We start from the raw sequence: 17,128 nt of genomic DNA on the forward strand, positions 1-17,128 counted from the left end.
TCAGTCTTTTTTGTTCGCGCCAAGCCGCCAAGTCGCCAAGGGGGCTGTGTTGTTGATCAGGCGTTTCACCCCATCCTTGAACATGGGAGTGCCGAAGTTGGTGACGAAGCCGAGGGGAAAGCCACCCAGCATGATATAGGTCAGCGCCTGTTTTGCATGAGCGGGCGATGCCCGCTCGACGGATTTGATTTCGATGACGATGCTTCGTTCAACAAGCAAATCGATCTTGTAAGCGGAAGGCAGGACAATACCATCAAATTTCGCATCGACCGGCACCTGCCGGTCCACCAGAATGCCATCGCGCTCCAATCGTGCTGCAAGCAGAGCCTCATAGGCGCTTTCCAGCAGACCAGGGCCCAAATCGCGATGCAACCTATAGGCCGTATCCACAATCGTGCGCGCCAAAGCGTCAAGGTCTGCGTGTGGCTCTATCATCTTGGCGCCTTGGCGGCTTGGCGCGAAAAATATCTCATTTCCCTACCGGCTCGAATGCTCCGCCGGGAACAGCGCTGGAGACGGGCGAGCAATAATCGCCGTCACAGGCCGAGACGCCGAATATCCAGTCATCACCGCGAAGGGGGAAGGCCTGCTCGTAGCCAGATGCGGTGGTGTCGAGCATCTCCACTGACCAGTCGGGCCAAAACGTGCTCGCATCCGGGAAGTTGTCTGCTGCCATTTCGGAATCACGCCATGAGGGTTCATCTGTGCGGCGAGCGAAGATCTGAAAACGGTTTGCCCCTACCACGTTGCTCCACCCAATCCCGGTATCCACCCGCACCGCCGCATTCACGCTCACCTTGGGCGGCATCGGCGCGCGGGCGAGCGCGTCGAGCGCGCGGACATTGAGCTTCGTCACCCCGGCGAGGTAGGCAAAATCCATCGCGTCGATGGTGTCGCCATAGACCACGCCGTTCTCGGTGCGCAGGTCCTGGTGCTGGTGGTCGTAATCCTCAACCCCGACGGAAAAGCGGATCGCGGGGTAGCCCTTCTGAAGGAACGGCACCTGATCCCCGCCCCGCCCCATGCGGTCGGTGCGCCAGATCTGGCGGACTTGCAGGCCGTCCGGGTGCTTCTCCGCCAGCCCTGCCACCCAGCGCGAGAGGTTGCGCGAGGGCGTGTCGTTCTCGCCCCCGAAACGGGTCTGCGCGGCCCGCAGCTTGTCCGTAAGATCAGCGCGCGGGCCTTCGGAGAAGACGCGCACGATCTTCGGCTCGCAATAGCCGTTGCTCCCGCAGGAATTGCCGACGATGTCGTTGTTGAGCACCGCCTTCACCGTGAACCCCTGCGCCTCTGCCCAGTTCGCCAGGATCTGCCCGCCGTGGAGCCCCTGCTCCTCGCCCGAAAGCAGCGCGTAGATGATGGTTGCGGGGTATTTCGTTCCCGAAAGCACCCGCGCCGCCTCGATCACCAGCGCCGTGCCGCTGCCGTCGTCATTGGCGCCCGGCGCGTCGGAGGCCGCGTCCATGACATCGGAGACACGGCTGTCGATGTGGCCCTGCACGATCACGACCTCGTTCGGCCGCTCGGTGCCGCGCTGGATCGCGACCGCGTTGCGCACCAGCGTCGGCACGGGGACACGCGGACCGGTGACGGTTTCTCCCACCGGCAGCACCTCAAGGCACCCGCCGCATTTCGCGCCGATGCGGCGGAACTCTTCCAGTCCCCAGTCGACCGCCGCGCCGATCCCGCGCCTGGGGTCGGTCTGCAAGGACAGGGTGTGCCGGGTTCCGAAGCTGACAAGCCTGGCAACGTCCTGCTCCAGCCTTTCGGCGGAGACCTCGTCGGCGGGGTGGGGTTCGGCGGCGAGCGGGGCGGCGACGAGGGCGGCGACAAGCAGGGCACGTTTCAACATGCCCCCTGTCTGCCCGCCCTCCGGCAGAGGCGCAAGCCTAGTAGGCGCGGGCCACCAGAATGCGCTCGGTCGCCGGCGCGCCGGTGAAGATGCAGGCGCCGCTCGCCGCCTGCGCGCCGCGCGGCACGTTGCGGATGGTGAGCTTGACCGCCTTCAGCTTCTCGACCACCGCTTCGAGCGCGCTGCCGGTCGGCTTGGCCCACTCGACCTCGACCCAGCCGGGATATCTGCCGCCCTTCTCGAAGTGGTCGACGACCGCCTGCCATGCGGTCAGCCCGCGGGTGATATTGGCATCGCGGCGCGCGCGGGCCTCTTCGTAGAGGCCGTTCTGGATTGCTTCGAGCACCCCACCCGCCGCGGCGACGAAATCGGCATGCTGGGGATAGGTGAAGGCGGGCTTGCCGTTGGCGTCGTTCCACAGCTGGTCGCGGCGCAGGACCGCGATCTTGCCTTCCGCCATGTCGCGCGGGCCGACCTCGATGATGACAGGCGCGCCCTTTCTCACCCAGTCCCAGCGCTTGGCTGCGGCCTTGCCCGGCTTCACGTCAAGCAGCACGCGGACGCGTTCGCCCAGCGCGCTCGTGGCGGCCAGCGCGGCGCGCACGTCTTCGCAATAGGCGATCAGCTCCGCGTCCTCGGGAGCCTCGCGCAGCATCGGGATGATGACGATCTGCTGGGGCGCGATCGCGGGCGGCACCCGCAAGCCGTCATCATCGCCATGCGTCATGATGACCCCGCCGATCATCCGGGTCGAGACGCCCCAGCTGGTGGTGTGGCAATATTGCTGGCTGCCCTCGCGGTCCTGGAACTGGATACCGGCCGCATGCGCGAAGTTGGTGCCGAGATAGTGGCTCGTTCCCGCCTGCAATGCCTTGCCGTCCTGCATCATCGCCTCGATCGACCAGGTCTCGACCGCGCCGGGGAAGCGTTCATTCTCCGGCTTCTCGCCCGCGATCACGGGGAGTGCGAGGTCATCTTCCGCGCACGCCCGGTACATTTCGAGCGCCCGGTGGGTTTCGGCCAGCGCATCCTCGCGGGTCTCGTGCGCGGTGTGGCCTTCCTGCCAGAGGAATTCGCTGGTGCGCAGGAACATCCGCGTGCGCATCTCCCAGCGCACCACATTGGCCCACTGGTTGGTGAGCAGCGGCAGATCGCGCCAGCTCTGCACCCAGCGCGCCATGGCATCGCCGATGATCGTTTCCGAGGTCGGGCGCACCACCAGCGGTTCTTCGAGCTTGGCTTCGGGATCGGGGATCAGCCCGCCCTTGCCATCGGCGATCAGCCGGTGGTGGGTGACGACCGCCATTTCCTTGGCGAAGCCTTCGACATGCTCGGCCTCGCGGGTGAAATTGGCGAGCGGGATGAACAGCGGGAAGTAGCAGTTCGAAACGCCCGCGGCCTTGATCCGGTCGTCCATCAGGCGCTGGATGCGTTCCCAGATGCCGTAGCCCCACGGCTTGATGACCATGCACCCGCGCACCCCCGATTCTTCGGCGAGGTCGGCGGCGGAGATGACCTCCTGATACCACTTGGCAAAGTCGTCTTCGCGCTTGACGGAGAGCGCGTGGCGGATCTGGGACACGGGTGCTGGCTTCCTGCTTGAATTAGGCGGCAGGGCGCATTGCCCTATTTGCCGAGTTCGTCCAGCTTCTTTTGCATCGCCGCCATCTGTTCGCGCAGCACGGCGATCTCGTCGCGGGTTTCCGGCGCCGGCTTGGGAGCGGCGGGCTTGTCCTTGCCCTTGCCGAGCCCGGGCATGAACACATCGGCCGCCGCGCGCATCATCGCCATGTTGGTTTCATGGATCGCGGCAAAGGGCGTCGCGCTGATGCCCTTCTCGAAGGCCTCGCGGATCTTCGACTGGTTCTCGCGGAAATTGGCCATGCTGGCTTCGAGATAGGAGGGCATCAGCGCCTGCATCGAATTGCCGTACATGCCGATCAGCTGGCGCAGAAAGCTGACGGGGAGCATCTGCTGCCCGCCGTTCGCCTCTTCATCCATGATGATCTGGGTCAGGATCTGGTGGGTGATGTCATCGCCGGTCTTCGCGTCGAGCACCTGGAATTCGACGTTCTCGCGCACCATCCGCGCCAGATCCTCGAGGGTGATGTAGCTCGACGAGGCCGTGTTGTAGAGCCGCCGGTTGGCGTATTTCTTGATGATGATGGCATCGCCCGCTTCACCGGATGCTGCCGCTTTCGTCCTGACCATTGCTGTTTGACCCCGCGTTATCTTATCTTTCGTAAGGGGCTTTTAGCACCTGCACTAGCTGCGGTGCAACAACAACGCTGGTGCGGCCTCAGCGCGCCCGCAAGCGGGGGCCGATAGTGGTCAGAAGTTCGTAAGCCGAAAGAGCGTTTTGCTGCGCAGCATCGGCGATGCTCCAGGGCACATCGAGCCAGTCTCCCGCCGCTGCATCGGGCGCTGCGGCAAGATCGACCACCACCATGTCCATCGACACCTTGCCGAGGATCGGCAGCGCCCGTCCGTCGTGGCGGAGCGCATTGCCCGGCCCGCGCTGGCGCAGGAAGCCGTCGGCATAGCCGATCGAGACCGTGCCCACCCGCATGTGCGTGCTGGCGATAAAGGCGCTGTTGTAGCCCACGCCCTCGCCAGGTGCGATCTGGCGGATCTGGAGCAACTGCGCCTCGATCCTGGCGACGGGGCGGATGTGCTCTGCCAGCTCCGCGCGCGGCACCCCGCCATAAAGCGCAAGGCCCGGGCGGGTGACATCGAAGGCGAAGCTTTCCCCCAGCGCGATGCCGGCGCTGTTGGCGAGGCTGCGGCGCCGATGGGCAATGGCTTCTCCAGCCTCGGCGAGAAGTTCGGCCTGCATCCGGTTCATCGCCGTGCGTTCGTCGGCGCTGGCGAGGTGGCTCATCAGGATGTCGATATCGAGCGCGGCGATCGCCGGATCGCCCGCCTCGGCAAGCCCGATCCCGAGGCGGTTGATGCCGGTGTCGACCATCAGGTGGCACCGGCCTGCGCCTGTCGCTGTCCACAGCCGTGCCTGATCGAGCGAGTTGATGACCGGCACCGCGCCCGTTGCTCTCGCATAGGCGCAATCGGCCTCGGACAGCACGCCGTGGAGCACCGCCACCTGTTCGGCCGGCACATGCCTGGTGACCGCGGCAACCTCGCTCCAGTGGGCGACGAAGAAGTCGCGGCAGCCGGCATCGCGCAAGGCGGGGACGCAAGCCTCGACGCCAAGGCCATAGGCATCCGCCTTGACCGCCGCGCCTGCCCTTGCCCCGCCCGACAGCGCATCGAGCGCGCGCCAGTTGGCCGCCAGCGCGCCGGTATCGACGACGAGGCGCAAGGTCGGCGGCGGCAGCGGGGCGGCCCGATCAGTCATCCGCAAAGTCTTGCGGTGGTCCATCCGGCAGGCCCCACCACGCCACGGCGACACCAAAAGCGACCACTGCCCAGGTGTACCATAGGCCCGAATAGACATTGCCGGTGGTAGCGACGATGTAGGTCGCGATCAGCGGCAGGAACCCGCCGAGGTAGCCTGCACCGATGTGGTAGGGGATCGACATCGAGGAATAGCGGATCTGCGGCGGGAACATCTCCGACAGCAGCGCTGCGACCGACCCATAGGTCAGCGCCGACAACACTCCCATCGCGAGCAGCAGCAGCACGATGCCGATGATGTTGACGAAGGGCGGCACCTGCTTGGCAAAGCTGTAGCCGCGCGCTTCGAGCAAGTCCTGCACCGCCGTCTTCTGGTCCGCGGCGGGCGTGGCGGCGAGATCGAGCCGCTCGGGCCCGACCGTGACCGCAAGGCCCTCGCCAGCAGCCAGGCTGTAGGGAACGCCGAGCGTGGTGAGGTCCTGGAGCAGCCTGCCGCAATCGGTCGCCTGCTTCTGCGCGAAGGCGTCGAAGTCGCACTGCGTCCCGACCACCGCCACGGGGGCCGTCGCGGCTGCTTGCCGCAGCCCGGGATTGGCGAGCGCGCCCAGCCCCCAGAAGACCGGGAACAGCAGCACGAGGGTCGCCAGCGCGCCGACGATGATCGGCTTCTTGCGCCCGATCCGGTCCGACCACCGCCCGACCAGCACGTAGAAGCCCATCGACAGCAGGCCCGAGACCAGCAGGACGAGGTTCACCACCTGGTCGTCCATCCGCATCGGCCCCTTGAGGAACGACATCCCCGAGAAAAACGCCGTATACCAGATCGTCGTCAGCACGCCGGTGATCCCGAACAGCGCGACGAAGATGCGCTTCTTGTTGCCGGGATAGGTGAAGCTTTCGATGAAGGGGTTGCTGGCCATCTCGCCCGCTTCCTTCATCGCCTGGAACACCGGGCTTTCGGAGAGCTTGAGGCGCATCCACAGCGAAATGCCGAGCAGGATCAGCGAGAGCAGGAAGGGCACCCGCCAGCCCCAGGCCTTGAAGGCTTCGGCCGGGATCAGGAGCTGGCAGCCGAGCACGACGATGATGCTTAGCACGAAGCCGCCGACCACGCTCGCCTGGATGAAGCTGGTGTAGAAACCGCGCTTTTCGGGCGGGGCATGCTCGGCGACATAGACCGCCGCCCCGCCATATTCGCCGCCGAGCGCGAGGCCCTGGAGGATGCGCAGGAACAGCACGATGAGCGGCGCGGCAAGCCCGATCGAATTGGCGGTCGGCACAAGTCCGACGCCCGCGGTTGCGATGCCCATCAGCGTCACGGTGACAAGGAAGGTGTATTTGCGACCGAGCCGGTCACCCAGAAAGCCGAACAGGATCGCGCCCAAGGGGCGGAACCCGAAGCCGACGGCGAACCCGGCCCATACCAGCAGCACCTCGAGCGTCGCATTGTCCGAAGGGAAGAAGGCCGCGCCGATCAGCCCGGAGAGCGTGCCGTAGATGAAGAAATCGTACCACTCGAAGATCGTGCCGGCGCTCGAAGCGCCGATCACCAGGCGGATTTCGCTCTCGCTCGGCTCGCGTATGCCAAGCGCCTGCGCCTCTGACATGTCCCTCGTATCCCCTCTTGTCACTGGCTGATGCGGCCCTGTTTCCGGCACCTGCCCCTAGCGAGTGCCAGCCCCTTGGAATAGCGCCGTGCGCGCCGCCGTCCACGGCAATATCAGCGCGCCGTGGCGTCCGGGGTGCCCGAGCGCCGGAGCGAGCGCGGCAATCCCCGGCCAATCGGGGAGCGCGCCGCTGCCGGAGAGCCATGCCTCGAGGTCCTCGGCGGCCGCGGCTACAGCCTCCGGCCTGCGCCCCGCTGCCGCCTGTGCCAGCAGGGCCGCGGATGCCTGTCCGATCGCGCAGGCGCTGACTTTCATGCCGACCCTTGCGATGTGACCGGACCTGTCGAGGGCGAGCCCCACCGTTATCACGCTGCCGCAACTGCGCGAACGCGCCTCGGCCCGCAAGGGCAGGTCATCGGCGAGGGGAAATGCCGCAAGGCCAGTCGCCAGCCCCAGCAAGGCGGGCGAATAGAGCCTGGCCGCCCTTTGCGCGCTCACTTGCGGAACTTGGCCGCCGCCGCGGCGCGGGCGTCCTCCTCGCCGCGCAGCTGGTCACGCCGGATCGCGATCGCCGGGAGCAGCTGGCGCGAGAAGGCATCGGCCGCAGCATAGGTGCGTGCGGTGGTGATCCATTCGGGCCGGCCCTTGTAGCCCCAGCTGTCGTCGAAGCCGGTGACCAGCATGGCGAAGGCGAACACCGCCATCAGCGCGCCCTTGACCCCGCCGAAACCGAAGCCGAGCACGCGGTCTACGGGGCCGAGCACCGCGCCGTCCGACGCGCCGCTGGCGGTGCCGATGATGACCTTCATCGCCGCATAGGGGATGAGCAGCAGCAGCGCGAAGGCGAACAGCGAAACGGTCGGCTCGGAGCGGTAGAAGTTCTTGAGGCCCTCGGTCAGGTCAGGGTGGAGGAAATGCAGCGCCATTGCCGCCATGATCCACGAGGCAAGGCTCAGCACCTCCTGCACCAGGCCGCGCGCAAAGCCGCCGATCGCGGCGATCGTGACGATGATGGCGATGATGATGTCGAGGACGGCCATAGTCCCTGACGATTATGCGTTGCCCATCACCTGGTCAACGACGTTCGCAAGTGCAGCAAGCCCGCGGTAGTCGGCACCGCGCTCGCCATTGGCCGAGCCCGCCGGACCGTAGCAGCGTGCAAAGCCAAGCTTGGCCGCCTCGCGCAGGCGCAGCGGGGCGTGGGCCACGGGGCGGATCTCGCCGGCAAGGCTGACCTCGCCGAACCACGCCGTCTTGTCGGGCAGTGCCCGGTCGGCGAGCGCCGAGACCAGCGCGGCGGCCACTGCGAGATCGGCCGCCGGGTCGGTCAGGCGGTATCCGCCCGCGATGTTGAGATAGACCTCGGCCGAGGAGAAGTTGAGCCCGCAGCGCGATTCCAGCACCGCAAGCAGCATCGCCAGCCGCCCGCTGTCCCACCCCACCACCGCCCGGCGCGGGGTCGCGCCCGATTGCAGGCGCACGATCAGCGCCTGGATCTCGACCAGCACGGGCCGCGTGCCTTCCAGCGCCGGGAACACCGCGCTCCCGGCAAGCGGCGTCTCGCGGCCCGAGAGGAACAGCAGCGAGGGGTTGGCGACCTCCTCCAGCCCCTCGCTCGCCATGGCGAAGACCCCGATCTCGTCGACCGCGCCGAAGCGGTTCTTCAAGCCACGCAGAATGCGGTACTGGTGCGAACGCTCGCCCTCGAAGCTCATCACCACATCGACCATGTGTTCGAGCACGCGGGGCCCCGCGATGGTGCCATCCTTGGTGACGTGGCCGACGAGAACCAGCGCGCAGCCGCTTTCCTTGGCGTAGCGGATCAGCTCCAGCGCGCAGCCGCGCACCTGGCTGACGGTGCCGGGCGCGCCCTCGATGGTGTCGGAATGCATCGTCTGGATCGAATCGATCACCAGCAGTGCGGGCGGCTCGCCTTGCCCGAGCGTCGTCAGGATATCGCGCACCGAGGTTTCCGAGGCGAGCCGGATCGGCGCATCGGCCACGCCCATGCGCGCGGCGCGCAGCCTCACCTGCCCGGCGGCCTCCTCTCCGCTCACATAGACCACATCATTGCCGCCCCGCGCGATCGTTGCCGCAGTCTGGAGCAGCAGGGTCGATTTGCCGATACCGGGATCGCCGCCAAGCAGCACCGCCGAACCCGGCACCAGCCCCCCGCCGAGCGCGCGGTCGAACTCGGCAAGGCCCGTCGACTTCCTCACCGGCAGCGTGGTGGGCGCATTCAATGGTTCGAAGGCGACGGCCCGCCCCCCGCTCGACAAGTCGTGCTTCTGCGAGAACACCGTCGCCGGCACATCCTCGACCAGCGTGTTCCACTGCCCGCAATCGGCGCATTGCCCCTGCCAGCGGTGCGACACGCTCCCGCATTCCTGACACACGTAGCGGCGCTTGGTTTTTGCCATATGCCCTGCCTCTTAACGAGAACAGATAACGAACGCAATTGCATTGCACCGCCCGCTCGCGCTAGACACCTGTCGATGCGCCAGAAGGAACTGCGCCTTGCTCTCGTGTGCTACGGCGGGGTCAGCCTGGCGGTCTACATGCACGGCATCACCAAGGAGGTGTGGCACCTTGCCCGAGCGAGCCGTGCCTTCCACCACCCTGCGGCCGTCAGGCTGGAGGGGGTGGCGGCGGCCTATCGCGACTTTCTCAAGGCCATCGAGCGCGATCACGGACTGCAGATCCGCGTGCTCCCCGATATCCTCACCGGTGCGAGCGCAGGGGGGATCAATGCGGTGTTCCTCGCCCAGGCGATCCACGCCGGGCACAGCCTCGAGCCGCTCACCGACCTGTGGCTCGCCAACGCCGATGTCAGCGAGCTGACCGATCCCGGCGCCGAGCCGATGTGGCGCTATGCCAAGGTCTGGGCGCAGCCGATCGCCGAATGGTTCCTGTCGCGCCCCGGCAATGCGGTGAGCGCGACCGTTTCGCCCGAAACCCGCGCCGAGGTGCGCGCCAAGGTGTCGAAGCTGGTGCGCGGGCGGTGGTTCAGCCCGCCGTTCTCGGGCGCGCGCTTTTCGGCGATGCTGCTGGAGGCCTTCATGAAGATGGCCGAGGAGGGCGATGGCATCGCGTTGCTGCCGGAAGGCTATCCGATCGACCTCGCGGTGACCGCCACCGATTTTCGCGGCCACCCCGAAACGCTGCGTCTCAATTCGCCCGCCCAGGTTGAGGAGACCGAGCACCGCCTGCCGATCAACTTCCGCGCGAAAGTGGGCGAGAATGACTGCGCGCCGCTCGCCGATCCGCTCGAACTGGTGCTCGCCGCGCGCGCGACCGCGAGCTTTCCCGGCGCCTTCCCCCCGCTCACCCTTTCAGAGATCGACGCGCTGGCCGAGGCCGAGGGGCACGCCTGGGACGGACGCGCGGCCTTCCTCCGGCGCATCATGCCCACCCATGTCGAACGCGGCACGGTGGGCGAGGTCGCGCTGATCGACGGGGCGGTGCTGGTCAATGCGCCGTTCGGCGCCGCGCTCGCCGCGCTGTACGGCCGTCCCGCCCAGCGCGAGGTCGACCGGCGTTTCGTCTATCTCGACCCGCGTCCCGAAGGAACCCCGCCCGCCCCAGCGATGCGGGCCCGCGAGATCGGCTTCTTCGGCGCGATCTTCGGCTCGCTCTCGACGATCCCGCGCGAACAGCCGATCCGCGACGATCTGGAACGCATCGAGCAGCAATCGCGCGATGCGGCGCGGATCAAGCGGATCGTGATGGACCTGCAAGGCGACATCGACCGCGCGGTGGAAAAGCTGTTCGGCTACACCTTCCTGCTCGACCGCCCTACCCCCAAACGCCTCGCCGCGTGGCGGGCCAAGGCGCAGCAGGCTGCGGCCGAGCGGGCGGGCTATGCCTTCGGAGCCTATGCGCTCATCAAGTTCGATGCGATCCTGCTCCAGCTTGCGCAGCTGACCCTCAAGGCGGCAGGGCAACCCCTGGCCGATCCGCTGCCGCTGGTGAATGCGCTAAGGGGCGAGCTCGAGGTGCGCGGGCTCGGGGTGCTGACCGATGCGGGCGGCGGGGCGACGCACGGCGCGATCGCCTTTTTCCGCGCGCATGACACCGGCTTCCGCATCCGCCGCCTGCAACTCCTCGCCCGCAAGCTGGCGCGCGACTGGCAGGTCGGCCCCGAAGTCGCCGAGGACGCCTTGGACCGCGCCCGCGACCGGCTCTACGAGATCCTCGCGCTCTATCACCGCGCCGATGCCGATGTGCTTCAGGCCGCCCATTTTCGCGGCCTTGCGGCAGACGGCGCGGCACAACCGGGCGCGGTGCTCGATTACCTCGCCGCCCAGCGGCTGCTCCCCGCAACCGATCTGGCCGCCGAGGAAATGCTGATCGACGCGCTCGAGGACATGCCCAGGGCGCTCAAGCGGCGGATGCTGCTGACCTATCTGGGCTTTCCCTTCTACGATGTCGCCACCTTCCCGCTTTCGCGGCGCGAGGGGCTCGATGAATTCAACCCGGTCAAGATCGACCGCATCTCGCCCGATGATGCCCTGAGCATCCGCGAGGGTGGAACCGCGGCAACCCTGCGCGGCATCGAATTCTACAACTTCGGCGCCTTCTTCAGCCGCGACTACCGCGAGAACGATTACCTGTGGGGACGCCTCCACGGGGCGGAGCGGATGATCGATCTCATCGCATCCACGGTCGCGGGCGGTGTCTCGGCGGAGGCCGTGCGTGAAGGCAAGCGCGCGGCGTTCCTTGCGGTGCTGGAGGAGGAGGAGACCGCCGGTCGCTGCCAGCGCGGGCTGGTCGAGCAGATCAGGGCCGAGGTGCGCGAGAAGCTGGGTTAGGCTTTCGGCCCGAAAAACAGCAGCATCACCAGCCGCGAATCCTCCGCCGTCCGCCCGAAACCCGGGGCGGCATTGTGGAACTGCCAGGGCGAGAACAGCAGCAGCCGGTTGAAGCGGGCGGGCACGCGCAGGGTGCGTTCCCACTTGGCGGGGAGCGTGGTGTCCTTGTTGACCACGTCCTCGACCAGTGCATTGATATCGCTGTAACCGCTTGCCGCAATCCTGGCCGGGTCCTGCGGGACGGCCTCGAGCCCGGTGCGCTTGTGGCGGAAGAAGTCGGTGCCGCCCGCCTCGGGCCTGGCGCAATCCTCGGGGCGCGAGAGGTAGAGAATGCCGGAATAGGCCGCCGGGTCGATATGCACCCCGCTGCGTCCCCTGGCGCCCCTCGGGGTAAGGCGGCAATGCCCGTGCTGGGTGCCGCGCTGGGAACCCAGGCTCAGCCCCAAGAGCCGCGAGACCGCAGCATCGATCGCGTCGGTATCGAGCGGCGCGGAGGAATTGAGCCCGGGGAAATTGCCGTGCTGGCGCGCCGGATCATAGTCCAGCCCGAGGGCCGCGCGCCGTGCCGCCCACGGGTCCTTGAGGAAATCGTCGATGACGAGGAGCGAGGGAAGCACTGCGCCCCCTCAGCCCCCGAAGGCGTCCTTCAGCTTGGCAAAGAAGCTGCGGCTTTCGGGGCATTCCTCGCCGGTTTCGGTCGCCTTGAATTCCTCGAGGATTTCCTTCTGGCGGCGCGAGAGCTTGGTGGGGGTCTCGACGATGATCTCCGCGACCATATCGCCGCGCCCGCGCCCTTGCAGCACCGGCATGCCGGCGCCGCGGATGCGCAGCTGCTTGCCCGACTGGATCCCGGCGGGGATTTCGAGCCGGTTGGTCGAACCATCAAGATCGGGAATCTCGACACAGCCGCCAAGGGCTGCGGTGGTGAAGCTCACCGGCACGCGGGTGCCCAGCGTCGTGCCTTCGCGCTCGAACAGGGTGTGGGGCTTGACGTGGAGGAAGATGTAGAGATCGCCCGGAGGCGCGCCGCGCTGGCCTGCCTCGCCTTTGCCGGACAGGCGGATGCGGGTGCCGGTGTCGACGCCTGCGGGAATATCGACCTTGAGGGTCTGGGCCTTGTCGACGCGGCCCTCGCCCCGGCATGACCGGCAGGGGTTCTCGATCACCGTGCCGCGCCCGTTGCAGGTGGGGCACGGGCGCTCGATCACGAACAGGCCCTGCTTGGCGCGCACCGAGCCCATGCCGTGACACAGGTTGCACTGGCGTTCGCTGGTGCCCGGAGTCGCCCCGCTGCCGTCGCAGGTCTCGCAGGACTGCGAGACCTCGATCTCGATCTCGGTCGACTTGCCGTGGAACGCTTCCTCGAGGGTGACCTGCATGTCGTAGCGCAGATCCGCGCCCCGGCGGGTCTGCTGGCGCGGCTGACCGCCGCCGCCAAAGGCGCTGCCGAAGATCGTCTCGAAGATGTCGCCGATATCGGCAAATCCGTCGCCGCCGCGACCGCCACCGAAGGGGCCGCCGCCGTTCATCCCCTGGGTGAAGGCCTCGTGCCCGTAGCGGTCATAGGCCGCGCGCTTCTGCGGATCCTTGAGACAGTCGTAAGCCTCGTTGATTGCCTTGAACCTGGCCTCGGCGCTGGCATCGCCCGGATTGCGGTCGGGGTGCCACTTCATCGCGAGCTTGCGATAGGCGCTTTTGAGCGTCGCCCCGTCGGCATCGCGGGCGCATTCGAGCGTGGCGTAATAGTCGGTCTGGGTAGCCATTCTTTCGCCCCTTTGACCCATCCGTCACCCCCGGTCTGGCGGGAATGACGGGTGGGTGCTCAGGTTGCTCGCTCAGCCCTTCTTGTCTTCGTCGACCTCGGAAAATTCGGCGTCGACAACGTCTTCGGCCGGAGCCTCCTCGGCTGCCGCAGCCTCGCCTTCGGGTCCGGCGGCCTGCTGGGCCTCGTAGATCTGCTGGCCCATTTTCATCGCGCTCTGCGTGAGGGCCTGCGCCTTGGCGTTGATGTCGTCGGCATCGCCGCCCTCGAGCGCGGTCTTGACCGCAGCGATGGCTTCCTCGACCTCGGTTCTGGTCGCGGCATCGATCTTCGCACCGTGCTCCTCGAGCTGCTTTTCGGTCGCGTGGACGAGGCTGTCGGCCTGGTTGCGCGCTTCCGCGGCCGCCCGGCGCTTCTTGTCCTCTTCGGCGAACTTTTCGGCATCCTTGACCATCTGGTCGATGTCGGAATCGCTGAGACCGCCCGAAGCCTGGATCTTGATCGTCTGCTCCTTGCCGGTGCCCTTGTCGCGCGCCGCCACCGACACGATGCCGTTGGCGTCGATATCGAAGGTGACTTCGATCTGCGGCACGCCGCGCGGCGCCGGAGGAATCCCGATCAGGTCGAAATTGCCGAGCAGCTTGTTGTCCGCCGCCATCTCGCGTTCGCCCTGATAGACCTTGATCGTCACCGCGTTCTGGTTGTCCTCGGCGGTCGAGTAGGTCTGGGTCTTTTTGGTCGGGATGGTGGTGTTGCGGTCGATCATGCGGGTGAACACGCCGCCCAGCGTCTCGATGCCGAGCGAGAGCGGGGTCACGTCGAGCAGCAGCACGTCCTTGACGTCGCCCTGGAGCACGCCCGCCTGGATGGCCGCGCCCATGGCGACGACTTCATCGGGGTTCACGCCGGTATGCGGCTTGGCACCGAAGAACTGCTCCACCACTTCGCGCACGCGGGGCATGCGGGTCATGCCGCCCACGAGGATCACCTCGTCGACCTGGTCCTTGCTGATGCCCGCATCGCTGAGCGCCTTCTTGCACGGCTCGAGCGTGCGCTGGATCAGCGCGTCGACCATCTTTTCGAGGTCGGCGCGGGTGATCGTCTCCACCAGGTGCAGCGGCGTGGTGGTGCCGCCTTCCATGCGCGCGGTGATGAAGGGCAGGTTGATTTCGGTGGTTGCCGCGCTCGACAGCTCGATCTTGGCCTTTTCAGCGGCTTCCTTGAGACGCTGGAGGGCGAGCTTGTCGGTCTTCAGATCCATCGCTTCCTTCTTCTTGAAGGAATCCGCGAGGAACTCGACGATCGCATTGTCGAAGTCTTCACCGCCGAGGAAGGTGTCGCCGTTGGTCGACTTCACTTCGAACACGCCGTCCCCGATCTCGAGGATCGAGACATCGAAGGTGCCGCCGCCAAGGTCGTAGACGGCGATGGTCTTGCCATCTTCCTTGTCCATCCCGTAGGCGAGCGCTGCCGCGGTCGGCTCGTTGATGATGCGCAGCACTTCAAGCCCGGCGATCTGGCCTGCGTCCTTGGTCGCCTGACGCTGGGCGTCGTTGAAATAGGCGGGCACGGTGATGACGGCCTGCGTGACGGTTTCGCCGAGATAGCTTTCGGCGGTTTCCTTCATCTTCTGGAGGATGAAGGCCGAAACCTGCGACGGGCTGTAGTCCTCGCCGCCGGCGTTGACCCATGCATCGCCGTTCTTGCCCTTGGTGATCTTGTAGGGAACGAGGCCCATGTCCTTCTTGGTCAGCGGGTCTTCGAACCGGCGACCGATGAGGCGCTTGATCGCAAACAGCGTGTTGTCCGGATTGGTGACCGCCTGCCGCTTGGCCGGCTGACCGATGAGGCGCTGGCCGTCCTTGGTGAAGGCAACGATCGAGGGCGTGGTGCGCGCGCCTTCCGAGTTCTCGATCACCTTGGGCTTGCCGCCGTCCATGACAGCAACGCAGGAGTTGGTGGTGCCGAGGTCGATACCGATTACTTTACCCATTGTTTCCCCATCCATAAGGACATTGTTGGACACCGCTGCCGTCGGCTTCCCGGTGGTCGGCAAAGCACCTTGGCGGCTCGTTTGTGTCGGCGATATAGGTGTGCTTTCGCTTGGCACAAGAGAGCGGGGCCCCTAGATTTGGGGCGATCCACATGGGAGAGATCTGCATGAAATCTGTTCTGAGCACGGCATTGGCGGTGCTGGGGCTTGCCGTACTGCCCGCCTGTTCGCCCGCAGCCGATGCGCCTGCGGGCGATGCGGCAACCGCTTCGCCGGGCGCAGGCCTCGCTGTCAGCAATGCCCGCCTCGTCCTCGCGCCGGTCGCCGGCAACCCGGCGGCCGTCTATTTCGACCTTTCCTACAGCGGCGCGCCGGGCCTATCGCTCACCGGCGTCGCAGTCGAAGGCGCGGGGATGACGATGATGCACGACTATGCCGAGGGCGCGGGCAAGATGCAGATGGTGATGATGGACGAGGTTCCGCTCGCCGAAGGTGCGCCTGTCAGCTTCGCGCCGGGCGGGCTCCATGTGATGGTGATGAAACCCTCGGACCGGCTTAAGCCGGGCACCGCCGCCAAGCTCACGCTCACCCTCTCGGACGAGACCACGGTCACCGTCGATGCGCCGGTGCGCGCGGCGGGGGACGAGCGCTGAACACCGCGCCGGCCGGAACCGGAGGGCCCTTGCCTCGCCTCTGCCCTTCCGGCGGCACGCGTGTGCTGACCCCAGGCGAAGTCGGCCTCGCCCGCTCGGTGTTCGGCGATGCGATCGACTATGCGCCCGTCATGGTGGTCCGCCGCAAGTTCTTCCCCCTGCAACCGCGCGGCGTGACCATGGCTCCCATGGGGAGCCTCCACTTCCACCCCGCCGCGCCGCATTACTGCGACGACTTCGCCGCTGCCTCGCTGGCAAAACAAGGGCACTTCATCCACGAGATGACCCATGTCTGGCAGGCGCAGCGGCTCGGCCGCTGGTATCTCGTGCTGCGCCGCCATCCCCTATGCCGCTATGATTACACCCTCAAGCCGGGTTGGCCGCTGGCGCGTTACGGGCTCGAACAGCAGGCCGAGATCGTGCGCCATGCCTTTCTGCTGCGCAATGGCGAGCCCGTGCCCGGGGTCTCCGACAAGGCCGCCTATGCCGCGCTGGTCGCCTTTCCGGGAGCGCCCGCGTGAGCCAGTTCGAATTCGTCTTCGTCCTCTACAGCCTCGTCCTCGGCCTTTCGCTGGTCGAGCTTTTGAACGGCCTTGGCCGCACCCTCGAATTCATGCTCGCGCGCGAGGCCGGGGACCGCACCTTCTCGATCGGGGTGTTGACCCCGCTGCTTGCGCTGTTCGTCATTCTCGACCTGCTATCTTTCTGGATCTTCGCGTGGATCGTGCAGGAACATGTCGCGGCCGACCGGTTCACCGTGCTGGGGGTGCTGGTGTTCTCGAGCGCCTATTTCCTCGCCAGCCGCCTCGTTTTCCCCACCGACCCCGAGAACTTCACTGATCTCGATACGCACTACTTCCGGGTGCGGCGGGTGGTGTTCGCGATGTTGCTGGTGATGGTGGCGGTGCAATGGGCCTTCCTGCTGTCGGTCCCCGATCTTGCCGCGCGGCTGATCACGCCTGCCGGCATCGGCTACACGCTCGTGCTCGTCGGCCTGATGGCGGCGGGGATGATCGTGCGGGGCAAGCGGGCGAATGTTGCGGTCCTGGGACTGCAGATCGCCCGCTACCTCCTCATCTACTCGCTCTAGGACCCG

General features: G+C 66.7%; 16 protein-coding genes. 4 read left to right on the plus strand and 12 right to left on the minus strand.

Annotated features, from left to right (window positions below; genetic code table 11):
* The 9 genes from D620_RS0100925 to radA all read right to left on the minus strand — a co-directional run bounded on the left by D620_RS0100925 (position 1) and on the right by radA (position 9,233).
* Entirely contained in the window at positions 1 to 435 is a 435-nt protein-coding gene (locus D620_RS0100925) for a GxxExxY protein (protein ID WP_026091851.1), read from the minus strand.
* Between the two features lie 34 nt (positions 436 to 469).
* Complete coding sequence (locus tag D620_RS0100930) at positions 470 to 1,852, minus strand: M28 family peptidase (RefSeq protein WP_017663902.1); 1,383 nt, start codon at positions 1,850 to 1,852, stop codon at positions 470 to 472.
* A gap of 37 nt (positions 1,853 to 1,889) precedes the next feature.
* Positions 1,890 to 3,434 carry an aminoacyl--tRNA ligase-related protein gene (locus D620_RS0100935; RefSeq protein ID WP_017663903.1) on the minus strand — a complete coding sequence of 515 codons (1,545 nt, stop codon included), beginning with the start codon at positions 3,432 to 3,434 and terminating at the stop codon, positions 1,890 to 1,892.
* Between the two features lie 44 nt (positions 3,435 to 3,478).
* Entirely contained in the window at positions 3,479 to 4,063 is a 585-nt protein-coding gene (gene phaR, locus D620_RS0100940; protein WP_017663904.1) for a polyhydroxyalkanoate synthesis repressor PhaR, read from the minus strand.
* An 88-nt stretch (positions 4,064 to 4,151) separates the two neighbouring features.
* Positions 4,152 to 5,207: an alanine racemase gene (gene alr / locus D620_RS0100945; protein WP_017663905.1), complete on the minus strand. Its 1,056-nt coding sequence runs from the start codon at positions 5,205 to 5,207 to the stop codon at positions 4,152 to 4,154.
* A complete protein-coding gene (locus D620_RS0100950) occupies positions 5,200 to 6,813 on the minus strand; it encodes an MFS transporter (protein WP_017663906.1) in 1,614 nt (537 codons plus the stop codon). The genes alr and D620_RS0100950 overlap by 8 nt, the downstream gene beginning before the upstream one ends.
* A 57-nt stretch (positions 6,814 to 6,870) precedes the next feature.
* Positions 6,871 to 7,311 carry a hypothetical protein gene (locus tag D620_RS0100955; protein WP_026091853.1) on the minus strand — a complete coding sequence of 147 codons (441 nt, stop codon included), beginning with the start codon at positions 7,309 to 7,311 and terminating at the stop codon, positions 6,871 to 6,873.
* Positions 7,308 to 7,853: a CvpA family protein gene (locus D620_RS0100960; RefSeq protein ID WP_017663908.1), complete on the minus strand. Its 546-nt coding sequence runs from the start codon at positions 7,851 to 7,853 to the stop codon at positions 7,308 to 7,310. The genes D620_RS0100955 and D620_RS0100960 overlap by 4 nt, the downstream gene beginning before the upstream one ends.
* A 12-nt stretch (positions 7,854 to 7,865) precedes the next feature.
* Complete coding sequence (gene radA, locus D620_RS0100965; RefSeq protein WP_017663909.1) at positions 7,866 to 9,233, minus strand: DNA repair protein RadA; 1,368 nt, start codon at positions 9,231 to 9,233, stop codon at positions 7,866 to 7,868.
* 75 nt (positions 9,234 to 9,308) lie between these two features.
* On the opposite strand from radA, the gene D620_RS0100970 reads away from it, so the two are divergent.
* Positions 9,309 to 11,624 (plus strand): patatin-like protein, encoded by a 2,316-nt coding sequence (locus D620_RS0100970; protein WP_017663910.1) that lies wholly within the window; start codon positions 9,309 to 9,311, stop codon positions 11,622 to 11,624.
* On the opposite strand, the gene D620_RS0100975 is transcribed toward D620_RS0100970, so the two are convergent.
* From D620_RS0100975 to dnaK, 3 genes are all read right to left on the minus strand, one after another.
* On the minus strand, positions 11,621 to 12,241 hold the full coding sequence (locus tag D620_RS0100975) for a DUF6445 family protein (RefSeq protein ID WP_017663911.1): 621 nt from the start codon (positions 12,239 to 12,241) through the stop codon (positions 11,621 to 11,623). The two genes, D620_RS0100970 and D620_RS0100975, sit on opposite strands and share 4 nt — an antisense overlap.
* 9 nt (positions 12,242 to 12,250) lie before the next feature.
* Complete coding sequence (gene dnaJ / locus D620_RS0100980; RefSeq protein WP_017663912.1) at positions 12,251 to 13,387, minus strand: molecular chaperone DnaJ; 1,137 nt, start codon at positions 13,385 to 13,387, stop codon at positions 12,251 to 12,253.
* A gap of 72 nt (positions 13,388 to 13,459) precedes the next feature.
* Positions 13,460 to 15,379 carry a molecular chaperone DnaK gene (gene dnaK, locus D620_RS0100985; protein WP_026091854.1) on the minus strand — a complete coding sequence of 640 codons (1,920 nt, stop codon included), beginning with the start codon at positions 15,377 to 15,379 and terminating at the stop codon, positions 13,460 to 13,462.
* A 167-nt stretch (positions 15,380 to 15,546) separates the two neighbouring features.
* Between dnaK and D620_RS0100990 the strand changes: the two genes are divergently transcribed.
* The 3 genes from D620_RS0100990 (at position 15,547) to D620_RS0101000 (ending at position 17,122) form a co-directional block, all read left to right on the plus strand.
* Positions 15,547 to 16,032, plus strand: a complete 486-nt coding sequence (locus D620_RS0100990; protein ID WP_033375841.1) for a copper chaperone PCu(A)C — start codon at positions 15,547 to 15,549, stop codon at positions 16,030 to 16,032.
* A gap of 62 nt (positions 16,033 to 16,094) precedes the next feature.
* Positions 16,095 to 16,553 carry a hypothetical protein gene (locus D620_RS0100995; protein ID WP_017663915.1) on the plus strand — a complete coding sequence of 153 codons (459 nt, stop codon included), beginning with the start codon at positions 16,095 to 16,097 and terminating at the stop codon, positions 16,551 to 16,553.
* The gene (locus tag D620_RS0101000) at positions 16,550 to 17,122 is read left to right on the plus strand and encodes a hypothetical protein (RefSeq protein WP_017663916.1); all 573 of its coding nucleotides are present in this window, start codon (positions 16,550 to 16,552) and stop codon (positions 17,120 to 17,122) included. Before D620_RS0100995 ends, D620_RS0101000 begins: the two co-directional genes overlap by 4 nt.
* Positions 17,123 to 17,128 lie beyond the last annotated feature (6 nt).

Origin of the sequence: Porphyrobacter sp. AAP82, from assembly GCF_000331285.1 — a bacterium.
GTDB lineage: Bacteria > Pseudomonadota > Alphaproteobacteria > Sphingomonadales > Sphingomonadaceae > Erythrobacter.